20 protein-coding genes and 1 tRNA gene are annotated in these 24,435 nt (G+C 66.4%); 5 read left to right on the top strand and 16 right to left on the bottom strand.

Features of this window, described 5'->3' with window-relative positions:
- Position 1 precedes the first annotated feature (1 nt).
- The 14 genes from nuoL to DA69_RS03765 form a co-directional block, all read right to left on the bottom strand.
- Positions 2-2,080 (bottom strand): NADH-quinone oxidoreductase subunit L, encoded by a 2,079-nt coding sequence (nuoL, locus tag DA69_RS03830; RefSeq protein ID WP_025977384.1) that lies wholly within the window; start codon positions 2,078-2,080, stop codon positions 2-4.
- Between the two features lie 14 nt (positions 2,081-2,094).
- A complete protein-coding gene (gene nuoK / locus DA69_RS03825; protein WP_003164596.1) occupies positions 2,095-2,403 on the bottom strand; it encodes an NADH-quinone oxidoreductase subunit NuoK in 309 nt (102 codons plus the stop codon).
- Positions 2,403-3,029 carry an NADH-quinone oxidoreductase subunit J gene (locus DA69_RS03820; RefSeq protein ID WP_025977385.1) on the bottom strand — a complete coding sequence of 209 codons (627 nt, stop codon included), beginning with the start codon at positions 3,027-3,029 and terminating at the stop codon, positions 2,403-2,405. The genes nuoK and DA69_RS03820 overlap by 1 nt, the downstream gene beginning before the upstream one ends.
- A gap of 114 nt (positions 3,030-3,143) precedes the next feature.
- Complete coding sequence (nuoI, locus tag DA69_RS03815; RefSeq protein ID WP_003170180.1) at positions 3,144-3,635, bottom strand: NADH-quinone oxidoreductase subunit NuoI; 492 nt, start codon at positions 3,633-3,635, stop codon at positions 3,144-3,146.
- Complete coding sequence (locus tag DA69_RS03810; RefSeq protein ID WP_025977386.1) at positions 3,635-3,847, bottom strand: hypothetical protein; 213 nt, start codon at positions 3,845-3,847, stop codon at positions 3,635-3,637. The genes nuoI and DA69_RS03810 overlap by 1 nt, the downstream gene beginning before the upstream one ends.
- The gene (nuoH, locus tag DA69_RS03805) at positions 3,847-4,923 is read right to left on the bottom strand and encodes an NADH-quinone oxidoreductase subunit NuoH (protein WP_025977387.1); all 1,077 of its coding nucleotides are present in this window, start codon (positions 4,921-4,923) and stop codon (positions 3,847-3,849) included. The genes DA69_RS03810 and nuoH overlap by 1 nt, the downstream gene beginning before the upstream one ends.
- Positions 4,924-4,926: 3 nt before the next feature.
- Positions 4,927-6,972 (bottom strand): NADH-quinone oxidoreductase subunit NuoG, encoded by a 2,046-nt coding sequence (gene nuoG, locus DA69_RS03800; protein ID WP_025977388.1) that lies wholly within the window; start codon positions 6,970-6,972, stop codon positions 4,927-4,929.
- 5 nt (positions 6,973-6,977) lie between these two features.
- On the bottom strand, positions 6,978-8,291 hold the full coding sequence (gene nuoF / locus DA69_RS03795; protein ID WP_025977389.1) for an NADH-quinone oxidoreductase subunit NuoF: 1,314 nt from the start codon (positions 8,289-8,291) through the stop codon (positions 6,978-6,980).
- 6 nt (positions 8,292-8,297) lie between these two features.
- Positions 8,298-8,567, bottom strand: a complete 270-nt coding sequence (locus DA69_RS03790; RefSeq protein ID WP_025977390.1) for a hypothetical protein — start codon at positions 8,565-8,567, stop codon at positions 8,298-8,300.
- Positions 8,567-9,241 (bottom strand): NADH-quinone oxidoreductase subunit NuoE, encoded by a 675-nt coding sequence (gene nuoE, locus DA69_RS03785; RefSeq protein ID WP_025977391.1) that lies wholly within the window; start codon positions 9,239-9,241, stop codon positions 8,567-8,569. Before nuoE ends, DA69_RS03790 begins: the two co-directional genes overlap by 1 nt.
- Positions 9,238-10,416, bottom strand: a complete 1,179-nt coding sequence (locus DA69_RS03780) for an NADH-quinone oxidoreductase subunit D (RefSeq protein WP_225212312.1) — start codon at positions 10,414-10,416, stop codon at positions 9,238-9,240. The genes nuoE and DA69_RS03780 overlap by 4 nt, the downstream gene beginning before the upstream one ends.
- A 92-nt stretch (positions 10,417-10,508) precedes the next feature.
- Positions 10,509-11,135: an NADH-quinone oxidoreductase subunit C gene (locus tag DA69_RS03775; protein WP_025977393.1), complete on the bottom strand. Its 627-nt coding sequence runs from the start codon at positions 11,133-11,135 to the stop codon at positions 10,509-10,511.
- Positions 11,132-11,731: a NuoB/complex I 20 kDa subunit family protein gene (locus DA69_RS03770; RefSeq protein WP_087141646.1), complete on the bottom strand. Its 600-nt coding sequence runs from the start codon at positions 11,729-11,731 to the stop codon at positions 11,132-11,134. The genes DA69_RS03775 and DA69_RS03770 overlap by 4 nt, the downstream gene beginning before the upstream one ends.
- Positions 11,701-12,078 carry an NADH-quinone oxidoreductase subunit A gene (locus DA69_RS03765; protein ID WP_003164585.1) on the bottom strand — a complete coding sequence of 126 codons (378 nt, stop codon included), beginning with the start codon at positions 12,076-12,078 and terminating at the stop codon, positions 11,701-11,703. The genes DA69_RS03770 and DA69_RS03765 overlap by 31 nt, the downstream gene beginning before the upstream one ends.
- 208 nt (positions 12,079-12,286) lie before the next feature.
- Here DA69_RS03765 and DA69_RS03760 point away from each other — a divergent pair, with 208 nt between their 5' ends.
- Together DA69_RS03760 and DA69_RS03755 are read left to right on the top strand one after the other, a co-directional pair.
- Positions 12,287-13,903, top strand: coding sequence for an AbgT family transporter (locus DA69_RS03760; RefSeq protein ID WP_025977394.1), 1,617 nt, complete (start codon positions 12,287-12,289; stop codon positions 13,901-13,903).
- A gap of 94 nt (positions 13,904-13,997) precedes the next feature.
- Positions 13,998-14,074: transfer RNA gene (locus DA69_RS03755), tRNA-Asp, on the top strand.
- A 112-nt stretch (positions 14,075-14,186) separates the two neighbouring features.
- Here the strand turns inward: DA69_RS03755 and DA69_RS03750 are convergent.
- Positions 14,187-15,437, bottom strand: coding sequence for a glycosyltransferase (locus tag DA69_RS03750; protein WP_025977395.1), 1,251 nt, complete (start codon positions 15,435-15,437; stop codon positions 14,187-14,189).
- 313 nt (positions 15,438-15,750) lie between these two features.
- Here DA69_RS03750 and DA69_RS03745 point away from each other — a divergent pair, with 313 nt between their 5' ends.
- From DA69_RS03745 to lexA, 3 genes are all read left to right on the top strand, one after another.
- On the top strand, positions 15,751-19,032 hold the full coding sequence (locus DA69_RS03745; protein ID WP_025977396.1) for an autotransporter outer membrane beta-barrel domain-containing protein: 3,282 nt from the start codon (positions 15,751-15,753) through the stop codon (positions 19,030-19,032).
- 117 nt (positions 19,033-19,149) lie between these two features.
- Positions 19,150-21,255: an alpha/beta hydrolase family protein gene (locus DA69_RS03740; protein WP_025977397.1), complete on the top strand. Its 2,106-nt coding sequence runs from the start codon at positions 19,150-19,152 to the stop codon at positions 21,253-21,255.
- 155 nt (positions 21,256-21,410) lie between these two features.
- Positions 21,411-22,115 carry a transcriptional repressor LexA gene (lexA, locus tag DA69_RS03735; RefSeq protein ID WP_025977398.1) on the top strand — a complete coding sequence of 235 codons (705 nt, stop codon included), beginning with the start codon at positions 21,411-21,413 and terminating at the stop codon, positions 22,113-22,115.
- Between the two features lie 168 nt (positions 22,116-22,283).
- Here lexA and DA69_RS03730 read toward each other — a convergent pair whose 3' ends face one another.
- A complete protein-coding gene (locus tag DA69_RS03730; protein ID WP_035302247.1) occupies positions 22,284-24,377 on the bottom strand; it encodes a ComEC/Rec2 family competence protein in 2,094 nt (697 codons plus the stop codon).
- Between the last annotated feature and the right edge of the window lie 58 nt (positions 24,378-24,435).

The raw sequence follows: 24,435 nt of genomic DNA, 5'->3' as shown, positions 1-24,435 counted from the left end.
CTCAGGCTCCCCACGTGAAGATGGCGAAGGCAAGGAACGCAGCCACGCCGATCAGCATCACGAATGCATAGAAGTAGACGAAACCGGACTGGAACCGGGACAACCAGCCGCCCGACTTCAGCGAAGCCCAGGCCGCGCCGTTCGGGCCGAGGCCGTCGATGATCTTCACGTCGCCGATCTTCCAGAAGAAGTCGCCGATCGCCTTGGCGCCCTTCACGAAGACGGCGTCATACAGCTCATCGAAGAACCACTTGTTGTAGAGGAAGGTCCACAGCGGGCCCTTGCGCTCAGCCATTTCCTTGGCCGCGCCTTCCTTCACGACATACAGCCAGTAGGCGATGGCCGTGCCCAGCAGAGTCACGATCAGCGGCGCCCACTTCACCCAGGTCGGGACATTGTGGCTCTCGTGCAGGACGTGGTTGTCGCCGCCGACGAAGATGGCGCCGCGCCAGAACTCGGCCTCATGATGGCCGATGAAGTGCGGGGCGAAGATCATGCCCGCGAACACCGCGCCGATCGACAGCAGCAGCAGCGGCAGCACCATGACCCACGGGCTCTCGTGCGGCTTCAGCGGACCATGGTGATGATCGTCGTGCGCGTGATCGTCGCCGTCCAGAGGTTCGGAATGGGTTTCGATCTGGGCGTGCGAGGCGTGGTCGTCGCCCGCGTGAGCGTGCGCGCCCTCCTCTTCCTTCCAAACGGGCTTGTTGTGGAAAGTCATGAACACCAGACGCCACGAATAATAGGCCGTCAGAAGGGCGGCAGAGATGCCGATGACGAAGGCGAACATGCCAGCAGCCGAGTGGCCGGTCGTCGCCGCCGCATAGGCGCTCTCGAGGATAGAATCCTTAGAGTAGAAGCCCGCGAAGCCGCCGACGCCGGGCATGCCCAGGCCGGTGATGGCGATGGTGCCGATCATCATGGTCGCATAGGTGACGGGGAGCAGCTTCCACAGGCCGCCCATCTTCCGCATGTCCTGCTCGTGGTGCATGCCGTGGATCACCGAACCGGCGCCCAGGAACAGCAAGGCCTTGAAGAAGGCGTGCGTGAATAGGTGGAACATGGCGGGCTGGTAAGCGCCGACGCCCGCAGCGAAGAACATGTAGCCCAGCTGCGAACAGGTCGAATAGGCGATCACCCGTTTGATGTCGTTCTGCATCATGCCGACGGTCGCGGCGAAGATGGCCGTGATCCCACCGATGATGGCGATGAACTGCGACGCGACCGGCGCGTGCTCATACAGCGGCGACAGCAGGCAGACCATGAAGACGCCGGCCGTAACCATGGTGGCCGCGTGGATAAGGGCCGACACAGGCGTCGGTCCTTCCATCGCGTCCGGCAGCCAGGTGTGCAGGAAGAACTGCGCCGACTTGCCCATGGCGCCGACGAACAGCAGCAGACCGGCCAGGTCCAGCGCCGACCAGGTGTAGCCCAGGAACTCCCACCCCGCGCCGACCTTGCCTTCGATCAGCGGGAACAGCTTGGCGAACTCGATCGTGCCGAACATCCAGAACACGGTCATCATGCCGAGCAGGAAGCCGAAGTCGCCGACGCGGTTGACGACGAAGGCCTTGATGGCGGCGGCCGAAGCCGAGGCCTTCTTGTACCAGAAGCCGATCAGCAGATAGGACGCCAGGCCCACGCCTTCCCAGCCGAAGAACATCTGCACGAAGTCGGCAGCCGTCACCAGCGCCAGCATCATGAAGGTGAACAGCGACAGATAGGCGAAGAAGCGAGGACGGCTGTCGTCCTCTTTCATGTAGCCCCAGGAATAGAGGTGAACCAGCGAGGACACCGAGGTCACCACGATCAGCATGACCGCCGACATGGCGTCGACGCGGATCGACCAGTTCGACTGGAAGTCGCCCACGTGGATGAAGGGCGCAATCTTGACGGTGAAGGCTTCCAGCCCGCCCCAGGTCCACTGTCCGAACACGATCCACGAGACCGCGCACGAGAAGAACAGCAGGCCCGTGGTCACGGCCTGAGACGGAATGTCGCCGATCCGGCGACCGAAGAAGCCGGCGATCATGGCCCCCAGCAGGGGGGCGAAGACGCCGAGAGTGACGAGAGTCTGGATAGTCACGGTTCCGATCAGCCCTTCATCACGGAGGCGTCGTCGACCGCGATGTCGCCGCGGTTACGGAAGAAGGTCACGAGAATGGCCAGGCCGACGGCGGCCTCGGCCGCGGCGACGGTCAGGACGAACATGGCCATCAACTGACCCGACACGTCGTTCAGGTGGGTCGAGAAGGCCACGAAGTTGATGTTCACCGCGAGCAGGATCATCTCGACCGACATCAGGATGATGATGACGTTCTTGCGGTTCACGAAGATGCCGAACACGCCGATGGTGAACAGCATGGCGGCGACCGCCAGATAGTGCTGGAGCGAGATATCCATCACAGAAGCTCCTCGGGGGTGACGCCCTGGCCCGTGGTCACGGACTTGACCTCGACGGCCTTGGCGCGTTCGCGGTTGGCCTGGGCCGCCAGATCCTGGCGATGCACGCCCGGACGGTGACGCAGGGTCAGGACGATGGCGCCGATCATGGCGATCAGCAGGACCACGCCCGCCGCCTGGAAGAAGTAGACGTAGTCCGTGTAGAGCACGCGGCCGATCGTCTCGATGTTGGTCGCGTCAGGCCCGGCCGGAACCGGCGAGGCGGCGTCGCGGGCGGCTCCGCCCTGAACGACGCTGATCGACACCATGATCATCTCGGCCAGCAGGACGCCCGCCACAATGCCCGCCAGCGGCAGGTAGCGCGCGTAACCCTCGCGCAGCTTCACGAAGTCGACGTCCAGCATCATGACGACGAACAGGAACAGCACCGCCACGGCGCCGACGTAGACGACGACCAGCAGCATCGCCAGGAACTCGGCGCTCAGCAGCACGAACAGGCCGGCCGCCGAGAAGAAGGTCAGGATGAGCCAGAGGACGGAGTGCACGGGGTTGCGCGCGGTCACCACCAGAAGGGCGGAAACCACGGCGACCGTCGCCAGAAGATAGAAGGCCAGGCCTTGCAACATGTGCGGGACGACGCCCCTCTTCAAAACCAATGGCCCGGGCGAACGCCTCGGACCCTTCCAGAAATCGGCCCCGGCCCGAAGGTCAGGGTCAGCGTGGCGGAATCGCCGCTCCGTTTAGCGATACGGAGCGTCGAGTTCCAGATTCTTCGCGATCAGACGCTCCCAGCGGTCGCCGTTGTCCAGCAGGCGCGCCTTGTCATAGAGCAGTTCTTCGCGCGTCTCGGTGGCGAACTCGCTGTTCGGTCCCTCGACGATGGCGTCCACCGGGCAGGCCTCCTGGCACAGGCCGCAGTAGATGCATTTGACCATGTCGATGTCGTAGCGCGTCGTGCGGCGGCTGCCGTCGGCGCGCGGTTCGGCCTCGATGGTGATGGCCTGCGCCGGGCAGATGGCCTCGCACAGCTTGCAGGCGATGCAGCGTTCTTCACCGTTCGGATAGCGACGCAGCGCGTGTTCGCCGCGGAAACGCGGCGACTGCGGGTTGCGCTCGAACGGATAGTTCACCGTGGCCTTGGGCTTGGCCATGTACTTCAGCGACAGGCCGACGGCGCCGAACACGTCGGTCAGCATCGCGCCCTTGGCCGCCTGAACGATACGGGTCAGCATTACGATTTCACTCCGGCGCACTCGCGTTCATAGCGGGCGCTTTCCTTGTCGAGAGTCTGGCACAGGCGCTGGCGTTCCGCCTCGCGCCGTTCAACTTCCTGCACCTTGCGCTCCCACTGATAGACCGAGACGGGCTCGGCCTCATAGGGCGCGCAGGCGCCAGCCGTCGCGGCGACGGCCAGGCCGATCAGAAGGGGCACGCGGATGCTCATCAGCCGCCCACCACGAACACGCGCCACGCCGCCACGAAAACCACGGCCACCAGCGAGGCAGGCAGGAAGATCTTCCAGCCCAGACGCATCAGTTGGTCGTACCGGTAGCGAGGCACGAAGGCCTTCACCAGGGCGATCATGAAGAACCAGAAGACCACCTTCGCGGCGAAGACCGCCAGGTAGAACAGGTTGGCGACGAAGGCCGGGACGCTGTTCAGGAAGTCGGTCGGGAAGCCCGGATTCCACCCGCCGCAGAACAGCAGGGTGATCATGGCGCACATGAAGACGATGTTGGCGTACTCGCCGATCATGAACAGCAGGTACGGGGTCGAGGAGTATTCGACCTGATAACCGGCCACCAGTTCCGACTCCGCTTCCGGAAGGTCGAACGGCGGGCGGTTGGTCTCGGCCAGGGCCGAGATGAAGAAGACGATCGTCATCGGCAGCATGACGATGATCGTCGGCAGGGTCTCAAGGCCGCCGCCGAAGGCGTTCCAGTTCCAGATCCAACCCTGTTGCTGGGTCACGATCTCGGTCAGGTTCATCGTCCCGGCCAGCAGGATGACGTTGATGATGATGAGGCCCATCGAGACCTCATAGGACACCATCTGCGCCGCCGAACGCAGCGAGCCGAGGAACGGATACTTCGAGTTCGAAGCCCAGCCGCCCATGATGATGCCGTAAACGCCCAGCGAGCTGATCGCGAGGATGTACAGGATGCCGACGTTCAGGTCCGACACCACCCAGCCCGGCGCGAACGGGATCACCGCCCAGGCGATGAAGGCCAGCACGAAGCTGATCAGCGGCGCCAGGATGAAGACCACCTTGTCCGAGCCGGCCGGAATGACGATCTCCTTCAGCACGAACTTGAAGAAGTCGGCGAAGGACTGAAGCAGGCCGAAGGGGCCGACCACGTTCGGACCCTTGCGCAGCTGAACGGCCGCCCAGATCTTGCGGTCGGCCAGCAGCAGGAAGGCCAGGGAGATCAGGATGCCGACCACGACCAGCAGAATCCCGCCCAGAGTGGCGAGGGTCCAGCCGACGGGAGTGGCCCAGAAGGAAGTCGCAGCGTCCATGTCTTACTCCGCCGCCAGGGCGACCGGCGCCGTCCGCTCAGCGGACAGTTGGGCCATCGTTTCACTGGCGCGCGCGATCGGGTTGGTCAGGTAGGGATCGGCGATGACGGAGACGAAGGCGACGTCGCCCAGGTCCCCCTTGGCGCCCAGCTTGGCGACGTCGAACGTCGCGGCCGGAGCCAGATAGTCGATGCGGCCGAAGGTCGGATGGTCGCCCATCAGCTTGGCGCGCAGTTGCTCAAGGGTGTCGAACGGCAGCTTGTGGCCGACCCGCTCGGACAGGGCGCGGATGATGGCCCAGTCGTCCTTGGCCTCGCCCTTCGGGAAGACCACGCGCTCGGCCATCTGCACCCGGCCTTCGGTGTTGACGTAGAGGCCCGACTTCTCGGTGTAGGCCGCGCCCGGCAGGATCACGTCCGCGCCGTGCGCGCCGCGATCGCCATGCGAGCCCAGATAGACGCGGAAGGCGCCCGATGCGTCCGCGTTCACCTCATCGGCGCCCAGCAGGAACAGCACGTCCAGCGCGCCCGGCTTCAGCATGCCGGCCACGTCCAGACCGCCCTCGCCCGGCAGGAAGCCCATGTCCAGACCGGCGACGCGCGCGGCGGCGGCGTGCAGGACGTTGAAGCCGTTCCAGCCGTCCTTGACCACGCCGACCTTCTTGGCCAGCGCGCCCAGGGCGTTCAGCACGGCCGGGCCGGTCTCGCCGATCAGGGCGCCCGCGCCGACGATGATGGCGGGACGTTCCGCCTGGGTCAGGAAGTCGGTCGCGGCCTTGGGCAGCTTGGCCAGGGTCTTCGAACCGGCGCCCAGCCAGGCGTAATCATAGGTCAGGTCGGCTTGCGGGCCGATGACGCCGACTTCGACGCCGCCCTTCAGCCAGCTCTTGCGGATACGGGCGTTGAGCAGCGGCGCTTCCGTGCGCGGATTGGCGCCCACGATCAGGATGGCGTCAGCGTTTTCAATGCCTTGCAGGCCAGAGTTGAACAGCCAGCCCTCGCGAGCCTCGCCGCCCAGCGCCGCGCCGTCCTGACGGCAGTCGGTGTTGGCCGAGCCCAGGGCGCGGAACAGGTCCAGCGTCGCCTTCATCGACTCGGCGTCCTGCAGATCGCCGGCGATGGCGCCGATGCGGTTAGCCGGAGCGGCCTTCAGCTTGTCGGCCACGACCGACAGGGCTTCCTCCCACGAAGCGGGACGCAGCTTGCCGTTCTCGCGCACCCACGGGCGATCCAGACGACGCGCCTGCAGGCCATCGACGGCGTAGCGGCTCTTGTCCGACAGCCACTCTTCGTTGATGCCCTCGTTCACGCGCGGCAGCACGCGCATGACTTCGGCGCCGCGCGAGTCGGCGCGGATGTTGGAGCCGAGCGCGTCCATCACGTCGATGGTCTCGGTCTTCTTCAGCTCCCACGGGCGGTAGTGGTACTGCCACGGACGGTGCGTCAGGGCGCCGACCGGGCACAGGTCGTTGACGTTGCCCGACAGCTCGCTGTCGATGTTCTTTTCCAGATAGGTCGTGATCTCAGCGCTTTCGCCGCGCGAGATCATGCCGATGTCCGGCACGCCAGCCACTTCGGTAATGAAGCGAACGCAACGCGTGCACTGGATGCAGCGCGTCATGAACGTCTTGACCGTCGGGCCCATGTTCTTTTCTTCGACCGCGCGCTTGTTCTCGCCGTAGCGCGAGCCGTCGCGGCCGTAGCCGACGGCCTGATCCTGCAGGTCGCACTCGCCGCCCTGGTCGCAGATCGGGCAGTCGAGCGGGTGGTTGATGAGCAGGAACTCCATCACCCCTTCGCGGGCCTTCTTGACCATCGGCGTGTCGGTGAAGATCTCCTGGCCGTCGGCGGCCGGCAGCGCGCACGAAGCCTGCGGCTTCGGCGGTCCAGGCTTCACCTCGACCAGGCACATGCGGCAGTTGCCGGCGATGGACAGGCGCTCGTGGTAGCAGAAGCGCGGGATTTCCTGCCCGGCGCGCTCGGCGACCTGCAGCACGGTCATGCCCGGTTCGAACTCGACTTCAACGCCGTTGACCTTGGCGATAGGCATTACGATTACTCCGCCGCGATCGCGTGGCCGGCGAAGTTCGCGCGGCGGCTGCGGTAGGTGTGGATGCGCTCTTCGATCTCGTGACGGAAGTGCCGGATCAGGCCCTGCACGGGCCAGGCGGCGGCGTCCCCGAGGGCGCAGATGGTGTGACCTTCGACCTGACCGGCCACGTCGAGCAGCAGGTCGATCTCGGACGGGTCGGCGTCGCCGATGGCCATACGCTCCAGCACGCGCCACATCCAGCCAGTGCCTTCACGGCACGGCGTGCACTGGCCGCAGCTCTCGTGCTTGAAGAAGTAGCTGATGCGGGCGATCGCCTTCACGATGTCGGTGGACTGGTCCATGACCGTCACGCCGGCGGTGCCCAGCGACGAGCGATGCTCGCGCATGGAATCGAAGTCCATCAGGGCGACTTCAGCCTGTTCGCGTGTGATGACCGGGCAGGACGCGCCGCCCGGAATGATGGCCTTCAGGTTTTCCCAGCCGCCGCGCACGCCGCCGCCGTGATCCTCGATCAACTGGCGCAGCGGGATCGACATGGCCTCTTCGACCACGCAGGGCGTGTTCACGTGACCCGACAGCGACATCAGCTTGGTGCCGGTGTTGTTGGGACGACCGAAGCTGGCGAACCAGTCCGCGCCGCGACGCAGGATGGTGCCCACCACGGCGATCGATTCCACGTTGTTCACGGTCGTCGGGCAGCCATAGAGACCGGCGCCCGCCGGGAACGGCGGCTTCAGGCGCGGCTGGCCCTTCTTGCCCTCCAGCGACTCCAGCAGGGCCGTCTCCTCGCCGCAGATATAAGCGCCCGCGCCGTGGTGGATGTAGACGTGGAAGTCCCAGCCGTGGACGTTGTCGTCGCCGATCAGCCTGGCCTCATAGGCCTGCTTGACGGCGGCTTCCATGCGCTCGCGCTCGAGGATGTATTCGCCGCGCAGGTAGATGTAGCAGGCGTGGGCCTTCATCGCGAAGGAGGCGATCAGAGCGCCTTCGATCAGCAGGTGCGGATCATGACGCATGATCTCGCGGTCCTTGCAGGTCGCGGGCTCGGACTCATCGGCGTTGATGACCAGGTAGTGAGGGCGATCCTTCACTTCCTTGGGCATGAAGGACCACTTCAGCCCAGTCGAGAAACCGGCGCCGCCGCGTCCGCGCAGGCCCGAGTTCTTGACGTTGTTGATGATCCAGTCGCCGCCAAGGTCCAGCATGTCCTTGGTGGCGTTCCACGCGCCGCGCGTCTTCGCACCCTCAAGGCCCCAGTCGTGGAAGCCATAGAGGTTGGTGAAGATCCGATCCTTGTCTTGGAGGATGCCGACCATGATCCCTTAAAGTCCTTCCGCCATGCGGCGTTTATGGTGGCGGGTGCGCTGGAAGACGGCGTAGATCACCAGCACCCATCCGATAGCCAACAGGCCATAGGCCGCCATCACCGCGTTGTCAGTCAGGCCGAAACGGCCGTCGCGCGCGAACAAAACCAATGCGGCCGCGACCACGATGCAAGCCAGGCCAGCCCAACGCTGACGCCAGCCCACGCGACGCAGTTCAGCCCGATAGGCCGCCCTGCCCGCATCTGTCTCGAGGTCCGGCCGCGCCATCAGGCCGGCGCCTTTTCAGCGACGGGCTCCGAGTTCGGCAGCTTCGTAATCTTCTGGGCGGCCGAGCCGTCATACAGCGCCGGGTCCGTCAGAACGCGCGGGCCGCCCACCGGCTCAGACGTATGACGGCCGACATAGCTGCCCGCCTTCGGCGTCTTGCCCGCGGCGAAGTCGTCGATGATCTGGGCCATGTTCTCAGGCGTCAGGTCTTCGTAATAGAGGTCGTTGATCTGGGCCACCGGCGCGTTCGAGCAGGCGCCGATGCATTCGACTTCCTGCCAGGTGAAGCGGCCGTCGGCGGATAGCTCGTCCTTGGGTCCGATCTTCTCGCGGCACACGCGCATCAGATCATTGGAGCCGCGCAGCATGCACTGCGTCGTGCCGCAGACCTGGATCAGCGCGGTCGTGCCGACCGGCGTCAGCTGGAACATGGTGTAGAAGGTCGCGACCTCCAGCACCCGGATATAGGCCATGCCCAGCAGGTCGCCGATGGCGCGCAGTGCGGGTTCAGAGACCCAGCCTTCCTGCTTCTGGACCAGCCACAGGATCGGGATCACGGCCGACTGGCGACGCGATTCCGGATACTTCTTGATCCACCACTGAGCCTTTTCCATCGTCTCCTTCGAAAACTCGAAAGAGGACGGTTGCTCCTTGGCGAGACGACGAACGCTCATCGGTCCACTTCTCCGAACACCATGTCGAGCGAGCCGAGGATGGCGGACACGTCCGCCAGCATGTGGCCGCGGTTCATCCAGTCCATCGCCTGCAGGTGACGGAAGCCGGGCGCCGACAGCTTGACGCGGTAGGGTTTGTTGGTGCCGTCCGACACCAGATAGACGCCGAACTCGCCCTTCGGCGCCTCGACGGCCGCATAGACCTCGCCTTCCGGAGTGCGGAAGCCCTCGGTGTAGAGCTTGAAGTGGTGGATCAGCGCTTCCATCGAACGCTTCATCTCACCGCGACGCGGCGGGGCGATCTTGTTGTCCTCGGTCAGGACAGGCTCGCCAGGGCAGTTGCGCAGCTTGTGGATGCACTGCTCCATGATGCGCACCGACTGGCGCATCTCTTCGACGCGGCACAGGTAGCGGTCCCAGCAGTCGCCGTTCTTGCCGACGGCGATGTCGAACTCCATGTCGGCGTAGCAGTCGTACGGCTGGGCCTTGCGCAGGTCCCAGGCAATGTCCGAGCCGCGCAGCATGACGCCCGAGAAGCCCCACGCGAGCGCGTTCTCCTTGGACACCACGCCGATGTCGACGTTGCGCTGCTTGAAGATGCGGTTCTCGGTGACCAGGCTTTCGATGTCGTTCAGCGCGGCCGGGAACTCGGCGCACCAGCGGCCGATGTCGTCGATCAGCTCGGGCGTCAGGTCCTGGTGGACGCCGCCCGGACGGAAGTAGTTGGCGTGCAGGCGCGCGCCGCAGGCCCGCTCATAGAAGACCATCAGCTTCTCGCGCTCTTCGTGGCCCCACAGCGGCGGGGTCAGGGCGCCCACGTCCATGGCCTGCATGGTCGCGTTCAGAAGGTGGTTCAGGATGCGGCCCATCTCCGAGTACAGGACCCGGATCAGCTGGCCGCGATACGGCACGTCGATCTCCAGCAGGCGCTCGATGGCCAGGCAGAAGGCGTGCTCCTGGTTCATCGGCGAGACGTAGTCTAGCCGGTCCAGGTAGGGGATGTTCTGGAGGTAGGTGCGCGCCTCCATCAGCTTCTCGGTGCCGCGGTGCAGCAGGCCGATGTGCGGATCAACGCGCGTGACCAGCTCGCCGTCCAGCTCCAGCACCAGACGCAGCACGCCGTGCGCGGCCGGGTGTTGCGGGCCGAAGTTGATGGTGAACTTGCGGTCGTCCATCGCCCGCGCGTGCGGGGTCAGGCCGTCCTCATAGTCCTCGAACGGGTCGATAGCCGAACCGAGCGGCGCGGGCATGTTCTTGACGTCGGCCATTACTGCGCTCCCGCCTTTTCATCGCCCGGCAGGACCGATGTCGGATAGTCGGCGCCTTCCCACGGAGACAGGAAGTCGAAGTTGCGGAATTCCTGCGTCAGCTTCACCGGCTCATAGACGATGCGCTTCTGCTCTTCGTCGTAGCGGACCTCGACATAACCCGTCATGGGGAAGTCCTTGCGCAGCGGATGCCCCTGGAAGCCGTAGTCGGTCAGGATTCGGCGCATGTCCGGGTGATCCGAGAAGATCATGCCGTACATGTCGAAGGCCTCACGCTCGAACCAGCCGGCCGACGGATAGACCGACGTCACGCTGGGGACCGGCTTGACCTCATCGGTCGACACCTTGACGCGAACCCGCGCGGCGCGGGTCAGCGACAGCAGGTGGTAAACCACCTCGAACCGCTCGGCGCGGTCAGGATAGTCGGCGCCGCAGACATCCATGCACTGCTGGAAGCCGAACTGATCGCGCAGGGCCGTCATGATCTCGACGATGTTCTCGCGCGGGGCGATCAGGGTCAGTTCGCCATAGGCCACCACAGCCTCGACGCCGAGCGCCGCGACCATTTCCGTGCCCAGGGGCGTCAGGGCGGATTCGCGCTCCGCAACGCGCACCAGTTCGCTCATCGTTCGATGGTCCCCGTGCGGCGGATCTTCTTCTGCAGCTGCAGGATGCCGTACAGCAGGGCCTCGGCGGTCGGCGGGCAACCCGGAACGTAAACGTCCACCGGCACCACGCGGTCGCAGCCGCGCACGACGCTGTAGCTGTAGTGATAGTAGCCGCCGCCGTTGGCGCAGCTGCCCATCGAGATGACGTAGCGCGGGTCCGGCATCTGGTCGTAGACCTTGCGCAGGGCCGGAGCCATCTTGTTGGTCAGCGTCCCGGCGACGATCATCAGGTCCGACTGGCGCGGCGAACCGCGCGGCGCGGTGCCGAAGCGCTCCAGGTCGAAGCGCGGCATCGACAGGTGGATCATCTCCACGGCGCAGCAGGCCAGGCCGAACGACATCCACATCAGCGAACCCGTGCGGGCCCAGGTGATGACGTCGTCCAGCGAGGTCGTCAGAAAGCCGCGCTCGCCTAGCTCGGTGTTCACCGACTCGAAGAACTTGTCGTGGATCTTGGGATCATAGCCCTCGACGGTCGAACGCGCAGCCGAACCTGCGGGGACCAGAGGACTGGAGGGGGCGATCACTGCCATTCCAGGGCTCCCTTCTTCCATTCGTAGATGAAGCCGACCGTCAGGACGCCCAGGAAGACCATCATCGACCAGAAGGCGAAGACCATGCCGCCGTGCGACAGGTCGAACATCGACACCGCCCACGGGAACAGGAAGGCGATTTCCAGGTCGAAGATGATGAAGAGGATCGACACCAGATAGAAGCGCACGTCGAACTTCATGCGCGCATCGTCAAAGGCGTTGAAGCCGCACTCATAAGCCGAGAGCTTCTCGGTATCGGGGTTCTTGGGAGCCAGCACCCAGGCCGCCAGCATGAAGCCGGCGCCGAGCACGATGGCGATGCCCAGGAAAACGACGATCGGAAGATATTCTAGAAGAAATTCGTTCATTCGAGCTGCCTCGCCCGCCGGGAGGTAGGGGGCGGATTCGGGGCTTCTTAGACCCAACCTCGCCAGGGTTCAAACCCATGTCGGCAAAGGTTTTTTGTTGCGAACGGTTCGCAGTTCTTTGCGCGATTTGCCGCAGCCCTTTCGATTGCCTCCTATGCCGGTGATCCGCGAAATGCGCTGTCGTCTATCCTGAACCCAGAGCTTGCGCATGAACCTGGCCGCCCGCCTGCTGAACACCGTCGAGCGTATCGGCAATCGGCTGCCAGATCCTGTCTTCCTGTTCCTATGGTTGATCCTCGGTCTGGTCGTGCTGAGCCTGGTCGGGGCCGGCCTGGGCTGGTCCGCCGTCAACCCGGTGACCGGCGAAGTGCTGCAGGCGCAAAGCCTGTTGTCGCCCGCCAATCTGGAGCGGCTGTTCATCGGCATGCCGCGCACCCTGGCCGACTTCCCGCCGCTGGGGATCGTCATCACCATCATCTACGGCGCCTCGGTGGCCGAGCGGACCGGCCTGTTCTCGACAGCGATCCGAGGCGCGCTGCTGAATGCGCCGCGCTTCATCCTGACGCCGATCGTGGTGATCACCGGCATGGTGTCGCACCACGCGTCGGACGCCTCCTATGTCGTGGTGATTCCACTGGCGGCCGTCATCTTCGCCGCTGCCGGCCGCCATCCGCTGGCGGGCCTGGCCGCTGGTTTCGCCGCCGTGTCGGGCGGCTATGCGGGCAACCTCTTCCCCGGCGCCAGCGACGCCCTGATCCTGGGCATCACCGAGCCGGCGGCCCATCTGATCGACCCGTCCTACGCCGTCAGCATCGCGGGCAACTGGTTCTTCATCGTCGGGGTGGTGATTGTCTTCACCCCCATTGTCTGGTTCCTGACCGACCGCGTCATCGAGCCGCGCCTGGGCGCCTGGAGCCCACACGACGCCGCCCCGGTCGCGGCCGAGGAGAAGACGCCCCTGACCGCCGCCGAGAAGCGCGGCCTGGCCTGGGCCGGCCTGACCATCCTGGCGATGATCGCCGTCTGGGCCGCGGTGACCTTCCTGCCCGGCTCCCCGTTTGTCGACGCCGACGCCGAGCCGGAGCAGCGCTTCAATCCCCTGTATCGCTCGCTGGTGGCCTTCTTCGCCCTGACCTTCTTCATGGCGGGCGCGGCCTTCGGCGCGGGCTCCGGTTCGATCAAGAGCCACCACGACCTGGTGCGGATGATGCGCGAGGGGATCAGCCAACTGGCGCCCTATATCGTCCTGGCCTTCTTCGCCGCCCACTTCGTCGCCATGTTCAACTGGTCCGGCCTGGGACCGATCCTGGCGGTCAATGCAGCCGCCTCCTTGCGCGAACTGGCCCTGCCGACGCCGCTGCTGCTGATCATGGTGGTGCTGGTGTCCTGCATCTTCGACCTGTTCATCGGCTCGGCCTCGGCCAAGTGGTCGGCTCTGGCGCCCATCGTGGTGCCCATGTTCATGCTTCTGGGCATCAGCCCGGAGATGACGACCGCCGCCTACCGCATGGGTGATTCCGTCACCAACATCGCCACGCCGCTGATGAGCTACTTCCCGCTGATCCTGACCTTCGCCCAGCGCTGGGATCCGAGATTCGGCCTGGGATCGCTGATGGCGACCATGCTGCCCTACGCCGGAGCCTTCCTGGTTGCGGGCCTGATCATGGTGGCGGCCTGGGTGGCGCTGGACCTGCCGCTAGGGCCGGGCGTGGGCGTGCACTACGAACCGCCCCCGCCGGCCACGGCCTCTCAGCTTCCGGCGGACGGCGGAATCGCCGGTCCCGCCGCCCCGCCTCAGGCCGCCGCAGCCGCTCCGACAAGATGATTTGATTTATCCACAGCCAGGTCGCTTGACCTTCGGCGCAGCCCCGCCTAAACGACGCCCCTCGCCGGGGCGCACAGTCGCTTCGGATGGGAACGCGGGTGTAGCTCAGTTGGTTAGAGTGCCGGCCTGTCACGCCGGAGGTCGCGGGTTCGAGCCCCGTCACTCGCGCCACTCCTCTCAAGGCTTTGAGGGAGTGGCGCACCGCCCTTCCCTCTTCTCCTGAAAATCGAAACCGACCGCAAGCGCCGCTTTCGCACGCCCGCAGTTCAGTCCATCCCAAGCCCTAGTTGAGCGGCAGTCGCTCTCGCGGCGTGACAAAGGCGGCCTGCCCGGTCAGTTCGCCGTACAGCATGGTCAGGTCCTCGAACACGCGGTTCCAGGCGAACTGCTCGACCGCCTTGACCCGCGCCGCCGCGCCCAGCGCCTCTACGTCGCGGGCGAACAGCGCCTCAATGGCTGCGGCGTAGTCGACCGGGTCGGCCGAGGCGGCCAGTTGCCCCACGCTATCATCGACCGTCTCGGCCACGCCGCCCGCGTTGACGCCGACCACGGCCCTGCCGCAGGCCATCGCCTCCAGCACGATCAGGCCGAACGGCTCCTTGTCATTGGCGTGCACGAAGGCGTCGCAACTGGCGATGATGCGGGCCACGGCGCGCGGGTCCTTCTCATACGGCAGGGAGATCACCCGATCTTCCGGCGGCATCCCGGCGCCCGCGCCGACGAGCACCAGATGATAGGGCGCGCCCAGACGCTGGACCGCGTCGATCAGCACGCCGACGTTTTTCTCCTTGGCCGGACGCCCGGCGAAGCACAGCAGGCGGGCGTCGGCGCCCAGACCCAGCTTCTTCAGCAGCCAGTCGCGATCGCGACGATCCGGATGGAAGGTATCGACCTCCACGCCCAGCGGGCGCACGACGATGCCGCCGACGCCGGCCTCTTCCAGCCGCCGGGCAATGAAGCGGCTGGGCGAGACGACGCGATCGAACTGAGAGAACAGCTTGGCCCAGCGTTTCTCGACCGGCTTCTTGGCCCACTCGCCGAAATGCAGGGCCGCGAGACTCGCCGGGTCCGAATGACAGAAACCCACGACCGGACAGCCGACCCTCTGGCCCGCCTCCAGCGCGCCCTGCCCCGGCGTATAGGGATCGCCCGCTTCGATCAGCGCGGGATTCAGCGACGACACCCAGGCGCCCCAACGACGCACCGAACCGGGCCAACGATAACCGTCGCCGAACGGCAGCTTGGGGGCCTGCAGCCGCACCACGCCGTCGGCGCTCGCCTTATAGCCGGCGCCGGGCACGACAAGGCTGTGCGCCACGTCGGGGCGGTTGTCCGCCAGCCACGCCTTCTTGGACAGCAGGTAACGCTTCACCCCGCCCGAGCGCGGCGCAAACAGCATGGTGGTGTCCACCAGCCGGGGGCGATCCTGGGCCGCGCAAGCCTTCAGCGCGCGAAGGGTCGCAGCGACCTCGTCATCCAAGCCCGGAAACAGGCGCAGTTCGCTTTCCTGGACGTTGATCGGGCTAACGCTCATGCCTGGGGCCTTTCCGCTGAACTTCTTCACGCTAACGCCAAGGCTCCGACTTTGGATGCGGGACGGTGCAAATCAGCATCCTGCAGATTTTCCGCCCTATATCCGTCCCCGGCTACGCTGCAAGGCGGAAGCGCACAAGGCCGAGCTTGCATCCCGGCCTCGCTGTGGTTTTCATCTGCCGTTCAGCTTCAGCCGCCTAACGCCAGGCCTTGCAATCGCCTCAAATTCAAGAAATTTGGGGCATGTGGGTGCGGACCCTGTTAGGAGGGTCGGCTCAGTCCTTGCGCGTGCGACCACGAGGGGTTTCCTACCGATGCGTATTCTGCTCGCGACCGCTGTAGCGATCGCTCCCCTGATGGTTGCGGCCGGCGCCCAAGCCGAACAGGTCATCTCGAACGGCCGCACCACGCCGATCAGCACCTCGACCGCCAATAACGGCGCCCGCGACGACGTGCGGATCGCCAACGGCGGCTCCATCGCGGTCACCTCCGGCGCAGCCGTGACGCTGGATTCCAGCAACAGCGTCAAACTCGACGCCGGCTCCAAGATCGACATGCTGAAGGCCGCCGACGGCGCCACGGGCATACTCGCCAACGGCGGCAACACCGGCGACATCACCATCGGCGGGCCCATCACCATCACCGATGCGATCGACGAATATAAGGACGACGACAAGGACGGCGACCTGGACGGTCCCTTCGCCGAGGGCAATAACCGCTATGGCGTTCGCGTCACCGGCGCTTCGCCCCTGACGGGCAACATTCGGATCGAGAACTCCGGTTCGATCCGGGTTGAGGGCAACAATTCCGCCGGTCTGTCGGTCGAAGCGCCCCTGACCGGCAATATCGTCAGCTTGGGCCAGATCAACGTCATCGGCGACAACGGCTATGGCGTCCGCACGACCGGCGATGTCAGCGGCGACGTCACCCTGCTGGGCGGCATCGGCGTGGTCGGCGAGAACTCGACCGGCGTGGCCATCGACGGCGATGTCGGCGGCCAGGTCAAGATTCAAGGCGCCGTGACCGCCACCGGCTATCGCTACACCACGGCCCCGCCGTCCAAGCCCACGACGGGCGAACCGTGGCCCGGCCAGACCTATCTCGAAAACCTGGATGCGGACGACCTGCTGCAGGGCGGCCCGGCTGTGCGAATCGCCGGCGATGTCGGCAAGGGCGTCGTTTTCGACACCGCCCCGTCCTACGGCTCGGGCGGCATCGACGGCGACGACGACGGCGATGGCGTCAAGAATGGCGACGAGGACGACGACGGCGACGGCAAGAAGAACCGCGAAGACGACGATCGCGACGGCGACGGCATCCCCGACGCCCAGGAAACGACCGCTACCATCCGCTCGTTCGGCGGGTCGGCGGCCGTGCTTGTCGGTTCATCCGACAGCGCGATCACACTTGGCGCGGCCGGCACGGGCGATTCGGCCTATGGCCTGATCAACCGCGGCTCCATCGAAGCAGCCGGCGTCTACAAGGACGTCGACGCCAAGGCCGTTCAGATCGGCGGCACGGGGCAGGACGTGACGGTCGTCGGCGGCTTCCGCAACGAAGGCACCATCGTCTCGTCCGCCGTTTCCGCGAACAGCAGCACCGTCCTGGTCGGCAGCGGCGCTTCCTTGCCTACCATCTTCAACAGCGGCGCCATCCAGGGCTCCATCGCCACCTCAGACGCCGACACGGCCAGCGGCGTCCTGATCCAGAGCGGCGCCAACGTCGGCTCGATCTCGAACTCGGGCAACATCGCCGTGGCGTTGAACGGGTCCAAGGGTTCCGCCGTGGCGATCCGCGACGAATCCGGCACGCTTTCCACGATCAACAACACCGGTCGCATCATCGCCGTCGTCACGCCCGAAAAGGATGTCGAGCGCACCGGTTCCGCCATCGCCGTGGACGTCAGCGCCAATACGACCGGCGTGACCTTCGTCCAGGACGGCGTGGTCATCCCGGACAACAAGTTGCCTGATGCTGACGGCGACGGGGTGCCGGACGCCAATGAACCTGGGATCGTCGGCGACATCCGCTTCGGCTCAGGTGCCGACGTGCTGGATCTGCGCAACGGCACGGTGAACGGCGACATCTCGTTCGGGACCGGGGCCGACCGCCTGTCGATCAGCGGCGGCGCCGTGGTCAAGGGCAAGCTGTCGAACGACGACGGCCAGCTCGACATCGACATTTCCAAGGGGGTCCTGGACGCTCAGCAGACCACCAGCCTGGATATCTCCAGCCTGAACGTCGGCAAAGACGGCAAGCTGATCGTGACCCTGGACGAGGCGACGGCCGACGAGTTCCGCTACAACGTGTCCGGCTCGGCCGACCTGGCGGGCGCCAGCAGCCTGGGCGTGCGCTTCAACTCCCTGATCGCAGCCGAAGGCACGACCAGCTTCAAGGTGATCAAGGCCGGCGACCTGAACGCCGGAGACCTTACGTCCGAGCAGTTGCAGTCCAATTCTCCGTACGCCTTTGTCGTCGAGATCGGCGACGTGACCGGCAACGAACTGTCGATCGACGCCCGCAGGATCACGGCCGAAGAGGCCAAGATGATCAACTCGGAAGCCGCCGCCTACGACGTGCTCTACGCCGGGCTGGCCGATAATGAGATCATCCGCGCGGCCCTGCTGAACCAGACGGATCGGGAAGGCTTCTTCAACGTCTATCAGCAACTGCTGCCCGAGCACTCGGGCGGCCCCCTGCTGTCGCTGGCCAGCGGCGTCGACGCCGTGACCCGCGCCCTGACCGGCCGCAACGCCGCGGCGACGCCGGGCGAGACCAGCGCCTGGGTTCAGGAGATCAACTTCTACGCCGACAAGGACAAGACCGACACCTACGGCTTCCGTTCGGAGGGCTTCGGCCTGGCGGGCGGCGTCGAGCGCGGCACCTCGATGGGCGCCTTTGGCCTCACCGCCGCCTTCACCTCGTCCGATCTGGAAGACCCGGAATCGGCCGCTGAAGAAGTGCTGTCGGCCAACCTGCTGGAACTGGGCCTCTATTGGCGCGCCCAAGGGCAGTATTGGTCGACCTGGGCGCGCGCGGCGGGCGGCTACGCCTCCTTCAGCGCGACGCGCAAACTGGTCGCCGAAGGCGTCAACCTGAAGAATGAATCCGACTGGCACGGCTTCACCCTGGCCGCAGCGGGCGGGGCTTCTTACGAACGTCACTTCGGTCGTGTGAACGTCCGCCCTGAAGCCTATGTCGAATACTTCTCGCTGAGCGAGGACGCCCGCTCCGAACGCGGTGGCGGCGACGGCTTCGACTTGGATATCGATGAGCGCGACGGCCACCTGTTCTCGGGCGTGGCGGCCGTCAACATCGGCTACGGCTTCGGCAAGGACGGCTGGATCCGCCCGGAAGTCCGTCTGGGCTGGCGTCAGAACTTCTCGGTCGACGCCGGGACCACCATCGCCCGCTTCGCCTCGGGCGGCGACGCCTTCACTCTGACGCCCGCCAGCATCGAAGGCGGCGGCCCGATCCTGGGCTTCCGTCTGAATGTGGGCAACGAGCTGGGGATGCTGGCCATCACCGGCGACGCCGAACTGCTGGAAGACTACGTCCGCTACACCCTGCTGCTGCGGGCCAGCTTCAAGTTCTGATTCTTCTTCGGGATTCGGATCAAAACGGGCCGTCGGATTCGTTCCGGCGGCCTTTTCCGTATCTTGTCGTCGCCTCGCGTCTTCCTATGATCCCTGTCAGTTCAGAGGGGGATTCATATGAACAAGTTCGCCTGGGCCGCCTGCGCCCTGATCCTTAGCGCCCATGCCCCGGCGCTGGCCCAAACGGTGCCGGCCCAGACGGCGCCGGCCGGTCAGACCGCCCTGCCCGCCGCCGACCGAGGCCTGTTCACGGCCCAGGACCTGTTCGGCATGGAGGTCGCCTCCGACGCCCAGATCAGCCCCGACGGCAGCCGGATCGCCTATGTCCGCCAGACGGCCGACATCATGACCGATCAGATGCGTCCGACCATCTGGCTGATTGACGTGAAGACGGGCCAGCACTCGCCGCTGGTCGCCTCGGCCGGTTCCCACCGTCAGCCGCGCTGGTCGCCGGACGGAACGCGCCTGTCCTACATCTCGAACGCCGAGGGCGGCGCGCCCCAGCTGTTCGTGCGCTGGATGGCGTCGGGTGAATCGGTGCGCGTCACCAACCTGCCGAACACCCCGTCCAGCATCAGCTGGTCGCCCAACGGCGAGCAGTTGGCCTATTCGGTCCTGGTGCCCGGCGACAAGCCCAAGATCGGCTCGCCTCTGGCCAAACCGGAAGGCGCCAAATGGGCCCCGCCGCTGGAGATCATCGACACCGTATCCTATCGCTCGGACGGTCAGGGCTATCTCAAGCCCGGTTTCCGTCACGTCTTCGTCGTCGGCGCCCAGGGCGGCGGCGCGCGCCAACTGACTCACGGCGACTTCAATCACGGCGGCGGCCTGTCTTGGTCGGCTGATTCTCGCACCCTGTACCTCAGCGCCAACCGTCGCCCCGACTGGCAGCGCGAAGCCGCCGACAGCGAAGTCTTCGCCCTGGACGTGCAGACCGGCGGCCTGACCGCCCTGACCAGCCGCGCCGGTCCCGACAACCAGCCCGTCGCCTCGCCCGACGGCCGCCGCATCGCCTATCTCGGCTATGACGACAAGCGGATGGGCTATCACAACACCCGCCTCTATGTGATGGACGCCGACGGCGCGAACAGCCGGGTGCTGACGGCGAACCTGGACCGGTCGGTCAAATCACCGGTGTGGAGCCGCGACGGCCGCTCGGTCTATGTCGCCTATGACGATCAGGGCCGCACCAAGGTCGCCCGCGTCTCGCTGGACGGCGCCGTCACCCCCCTCATCGACGACCTGACGGGCGACGATTTCGGCCGTCCCTACACCGGCGGCGACTTCACCGTGGCCGACGACGGCGCCATCGCCTTCACGCGCGGCACGCCCACACGCCCGGCCGACGTCCATGTGCTAAAGGGCGGCCGCAGCACCCAGCTGACGCGCCTCAACGCCGACTTCCTCAGCGCCCGGCGTCTGGGCGAGGTGCGCCGCATCCAGGTCGCCTCGTCTCACGATCAGCGCGCGGTCGAAAGCTGGCTGACCCTTCCAGCCGACTATGTCGAGGGGCAACGCTATCCGCTGGTGCTGGAAATCCACGGCGGCCCGTTCGCCGCCTACGGCCCGCACTTCGCCACCGACAACCAGCTGTTCGCGGCTGCCGGCTACGCCGTGCTGTCGGTCAACCCGCGCGGGTCGACCTCCTATGGGGACGAGTTCGCCAACCTGATCCACCACAACTATCCGTCGAACGACTATGACGACCTGATCAGCAGCGTGGACGCCGTCATCGCCCAGGGCGTCGCCGATCCCAACCGCCTGTTCGTCACCGGCGGCTCGGGCGGCGGGGTGCTGACCAGCTGGATCGTCGGCAAGACCGACCGCTTCAAGGCCGCCGTGGTCCAGAAGCCCGTCATCGACTGGGCCAGCTTCGTGCTCACGGCCGACAACCCGGCCTTCTTCGCCCGCTACTGGTTCGGCGAGTTCCCGTGGGAGAACCCGGAGGCCTATTGGCGCCGGTCGCCGCTGTCGCTGGTCGGCAACGTCAAGACCCCGACCATGGTCGTCGTCGGCGACGAGGATTACCGCACCCCGGTCAGCGAGTCTGAGCAGTACTATACCGCCCTGCAACTGCGCGGCGTCCCCACGGCCCTGGTGAAGATCCCCGGCGTCGGCCACAGCCTGGCCGTGCGCCCGTCCCAGAACGCGGCCCGGATGAACGCCATGATCGAGTGGTTCGAGCGCTACAAGGACGGCGCTCCGGCGACGCCCGCCCGCTAAGGTCAGGTTCCGCCAGCCCTGAAGCCCGCGCCCGCCGTCGAACGGCAGGCGCGGGTTTCTGCTTTGAGGGCCTCAAGCGTGACGTTAGTTGACTTTTAACCAGAACACTTACAGAACATCACCAACGGTTCACGCCTTGTTCTGGATTCGCCGCCATGCTCACGAAGAAACAGCACGAACTCCTGATGTTCATTCATGAGCGCATCCGCGAGACGGGCGTGTCGCCTTCTTTCGACGAGATGAAGGAGGCGCTGGACCTGGCGTCCAAGTCGGGCATCCACCGCCTGATCACGGCACTTGAGGAACGCGGCTTTATCCGCCGCCTGGCCCACCGCGCTCGCGCGCTGGAGGTCGTGAAGCTGCCGGAACAGGCGACGACCGCTGCTCCGGCCAAGGGGCGCGCTCCCTTCAAGCCCGACGTGATCCAGGGCGGCGGCCTGGGCCCGCGCCCGGCCGCGGCCGAGGCCGCCAACGACGTTCGTGACCTGCCCCTGTTGGGCAAGATCGCCGCCGGCACCCCGATCGCCGCCATCCAGCACGAACGCGAGCGCCTGCCGGTCCCGGAGTCCATGCTGGGCGCCGGCGAACACTACCTGTTGGAAATCGAGGGCGATTCCATGATCGAGGCCGGGATCCTCGACGGGGACACGGTCATCATCAAGCGGGTGGAGAACGCCTCTTCCGGCGAAATCGTCGTCGCCCTGGTCGAGGGCGAAGAGGCCACGCTCAAACGCCTGCGAAAGAAGGGCCAGTCCATCGCCCTGGAGCCCGCCAACAGCGCCTATGAGACCCGCATCTTCGGCCCTGATCAGGTTGAGGTTCAAGGCAAGCTGGTCGGCCTGCTGCGCCGGTATCACTGAGGCGCAGCCCTATAAACTCCGATCATCCCGGCCGACGCCGGGACCCAGTGCTTTGGCTTCAAACGGGGCCGTTTGATTGTCCCCTCGCCTCATCTGGCCAGCGACAGCACGCGTATCTCTTACTAGATCCCGGCGTCCGCCGGGATGAGCGGGATTAAGAGACGGCGCCTATTCTGCTCCTCCACCGCTCCACGGTCGCCGTCCCCGCACTTCCGCCGCCCACAGGGCGCGCCAGCCGCCGGCGCCGTCGCGCCATAACTCCACCGAACCGCCGCGCGCATAGTCGGCGCCGTCCAGCACCAGCCGCCCTTGGCACGACGACGGCAGGGTTGTGATCACGGCGCGCACGCTGATCACCTGCGCGCTACGGCACATCTGATCCAGCTGCTCGGGCGTCGGCGCCGCCTTGCCCCACCACAGCGCCAGCGGCCCCGGTTCGCCGTCCGGCGCGCAGTAGGAACGCTTGCAGGTCCAGCCCTCGGGCGACCGTGCGACCGGCTCCAGCCCTCGACGCCGGGACCAAAGGTCGCTGGCGAATTGGCGCACTGCCGGCCGCACCACGACCGCGTCGCTTTCGAGCCGATAGGCCGCATTCGCTCCACCATCGCCGATCCAGATATCCGGCGGGGCCGGGCGCGGCCAGATCAGCACAGCCGCCGCAAACGGCAAGCCCAGAAACCGCCACGGCCCCCGCCACAGGCACATGAACAATATGCCCAGAAAGGCGACCGGCAGGGCGGCCGCAGGAGCGCTGGGGATCGCCTTCACGGCGCCGGGCAGACTGGCCGCCCAGTGTCCGATCATCAGCATGGCGTCGACTGACTGACCCGCCACCCACAGGAAGGGCGCGCCCAGTCCCAAAGGCTCCAGCGCTGCGCCCAGCGCCAGGGCGGGCATCATGACGAAATCCGCCAGCGGCGCCGTCGCCATATTGGCGATCAGCCCGTAGACGGCCGTGCGATTGAAGTGCTGCATGGCGAACGGTCCGGTCGCCATGCCCGCCACCAGGCTGGCGGCGCAGGCGGCCATCAGCCAACTGCCGAACCGCTGCGCGGCGACGATAGGCCAGGGCGCGGCGAATTCGCGGATACGGCGCGGCCAGACCTCGACAAGCGCCACCAGCGCCGCCGTCGCCGCGAACGACATCTGGAACCCGGGCGTCACGACCGCCTCTGGCCGCAACAAGAGCACGACAAAAGCCGCCGCCGACAGCGCCCGCATGGTCACCGCCTGCCGATCCGTCAGGATCGCCAGAAAGGCGATCGACGCGGTAATCGCGGCGCGCTCGGCCGGCGGCGGCGCGCCCGAGATGACGAGATAGGTCCCGACCGCGATCAACCCTGCGATCGCCGCCGCCTTCTTGCCCGAGACGCGCAGCGCCAGCCACGGCCACGCCGCAACCAGAAGGCGGGCCGCAAAGAAGACAAAGCCGCCCACGACCGCCATATGCAGGCCCGAGATCGACAGGATGTGCGCCAGCCCGGAATCGCGCATTGCGTCCAGATCCGGATCCTGAATCCATGTTTCGTGACCGGTCGTCATGGCCGCCGCCACTCCGCCGGTCCGCTCGCCCAGACGCGCCACGATCCGCGCAGCCAGGGCATAGCGGACGGCATTGACCTTCATCGCCGCCCTCACCCGCCACGGGGGCGGGGCGAGCACCGCCGGACGGGTCGGCCCCAGGGCGAACAGGGTTCCGCCCATCCCCTTGAAATAGGCGTTGCGGCCGAAGTCGTAGGCGCCGGGGCTGGCGGGCGGCGGCGGCGGGTTCAGGATGCCGAACACCCGGATCGGCGCGCCCGGCGGCGGCGGCGCCCCCTTCACCGTCACGCGCAGCCGCTCGGGCGTCTGCTCAGGCGTCAGACCCCGCACGCGCGCCGGCGCCACCACGACGCGCGCCCCGTTCTGGCCGGACGAGTCCACGTCGATGACCCAGCCCTCGACCTGGGTGGGCGCCATGTCCGCGAGCGCGATCGGCGCCGCCACAGTCTCTGTTCTCAGCTTGGCCACCGCCAGTCCGCCCGCGAAACAGGCCAGCATCAGCAGGATCAGGATCGCCCAACGCGGCAGGCCTCTGGCCCGCCCCATGATCCAGGCGCCGAGCAGGACGACGGCGCCCAGCGCCAGCGGCCAGGTCGCCGGCTCGCCCTTCAGAGCGAAGTAGGCCGCGCACCCGGCGCCAAAGCAGACGGACGACCATAGCGGCCAGCGTTCGGCCTGCGCCCGCGCGTCCGCGAGCAAGCTGGCAAATAACCGGGCCATAAGGGTTCGCTTCCCCACAGGCGGGCGTATAAGACCCTGCCCTATGGATGCTGCCTCT

This window comes from Brevundimonas naejangsanensis (assembly GCF_000635915.2).
GTDB lineage: Bacteria > Pseudomonadota > Alphaproteobacteria > Caulobacterales > Caulobacteraceae > Brevundimonas > Brevundimonas sanguinis.
This window is presented reverse-complemented; position numbering and strand designations above follow the sequence as displayed.

Excerpts from the sequence above, each read along its gene's own strand:
- nuoE (WP_025977391.1), bottom strand. The coding sequence starts at position 9,241 with ATGAGCGTTCGTCGTCTCGCCAAGGAGCAACCGTCCTCTTTCGAGTTT.
- DA69_RS03790 (WP_025977390.1), bottom strand. The coding sequence starts at position 8,567 with ATGGCGCGGCCGGACCTCGAGACAGATGCGGGCAGGGCGGCCTATCGG.
- nuoG (WP_025977388.1), bottom strand. The coding sequence starts at position 6,972 with ATGCCTATCGCCAAGGTCAACGGCGTTGAAGTCGAGTTCGAACCGGGC.
- DA69_RS03820 (WP_025977385.1), bottom strand. The coding sequence starts at position 3,029 with ATGTTGCAAGGCCTGGCCTTCTATCTTCTGGCGACGGTCGCCGTGGTT.
- DA69_RS03780 (WP_225212312.1), bottom strand. The coding sequence starts at position 10,416 with ATGGACGACCGCAAGTTCACCATCAACTTCGGCCCGCAACACCCGGCC.
- lexA (WP_025977398.1), top strand. The coding sequence starts at position 21,411 with ATGCTCACGAAGAAACAGCACGAACTCCTGATGTTCATTCATGAGCGC.
- DA69_RS03745 (WP_025977396.1), top strand. The coding sequence starts at position 15,751 with ATGCGTATTCTGCTCGCGACCGCTGTAGCGATCGCTCCCCTGATGGTT.
- DA69_RS03760 (WP_025977394.1), top strand. The coding sequence starts at position 12,287 with ATGAACCTGGCCGCCCGCCTGCTGAACACCGTCGAGCGTATCGGCAAT.
- DA69_RS03750 (WP_025977395.1), bottom strand. The coding sequence starts at position 15,437 with ATGAGCGTTAGCCCGATCAACGTCCAGGAAAGCGAACTGCGCCTGTTT.
- nuoH (WP_025977387.1), bottom strand. The coding sequence starts at position 4,923 with ATGGACGCTGCGACTTCCTTCTGGGCCACTCCCGTCGGCTGGACCCTC.
- nuoF (WP_025977389.1), bottom strand. The coding sequence starts at position 8,291 with ATGGTCGGCATCCTCCAAGACAAGGATCGGATCTTCACCAACCTCTAT.
- DA69_RS03765 (WP_003164585.1), bottom strand. The coding sequence starts at position 12,078 with ATGAACGAATTTCTTCTAGAATATCTTCCGATCGTCGTTTTCCTGGGC.
- DA69_RS03770 (WP_087141646.1), bottom strand. The coding sequence starts at position 11,731 with ATGGAAGAAGGGAGCCCTGGAATGGCAGTGATCGCCCCCTCCAGTCCT.
- DA69_RS03810 (WP_025977386.1), bottom strand. The coding sequence starts at position 3,847 with ATGAGCATCCGCGTGCCCCTTCTGATCGGCCTGGCCGTCGCCGCGACG.
- nuoK (WP_003164596.1), bottom strand. The coding sequence starts at position 2,403 with ATGGATATCTCGCTCCAGCACTATCTGGCGGTCGCCGCCATGCTGTTC.
- nuoI (WP_003170180.1), bottom strand. The coding sequence starts at position 3,635 with ATGCTGACCCGTATCGTTCAGGCGGCCAAGGGCGCGATGCTGACCGAC.
- DA69_RS03740 (WP_025977397.1), top strand. The coding sequence starts at position 19,150 with ATGAACAAGTTCGCCTGGGCCGCCTGCGCCCTGATCCTTAGCGCCCAT.
- DA69_RS03730 (WP_035302247.1), bottom strand. The coding sequence starts at position 24,377 with ATGGCCCGGTTATTTGCCAGCTTGCTCGCGGACGCGCGGGCGCAGGCC.
- DA69_RS03775 (WP_025977393.1), bottom strand. The coding sequence starts at position 11,135 with ATGAGCGAACTGGTGCGCGTTGCGGAGCGCGAATCCGCCCTGACGCCC.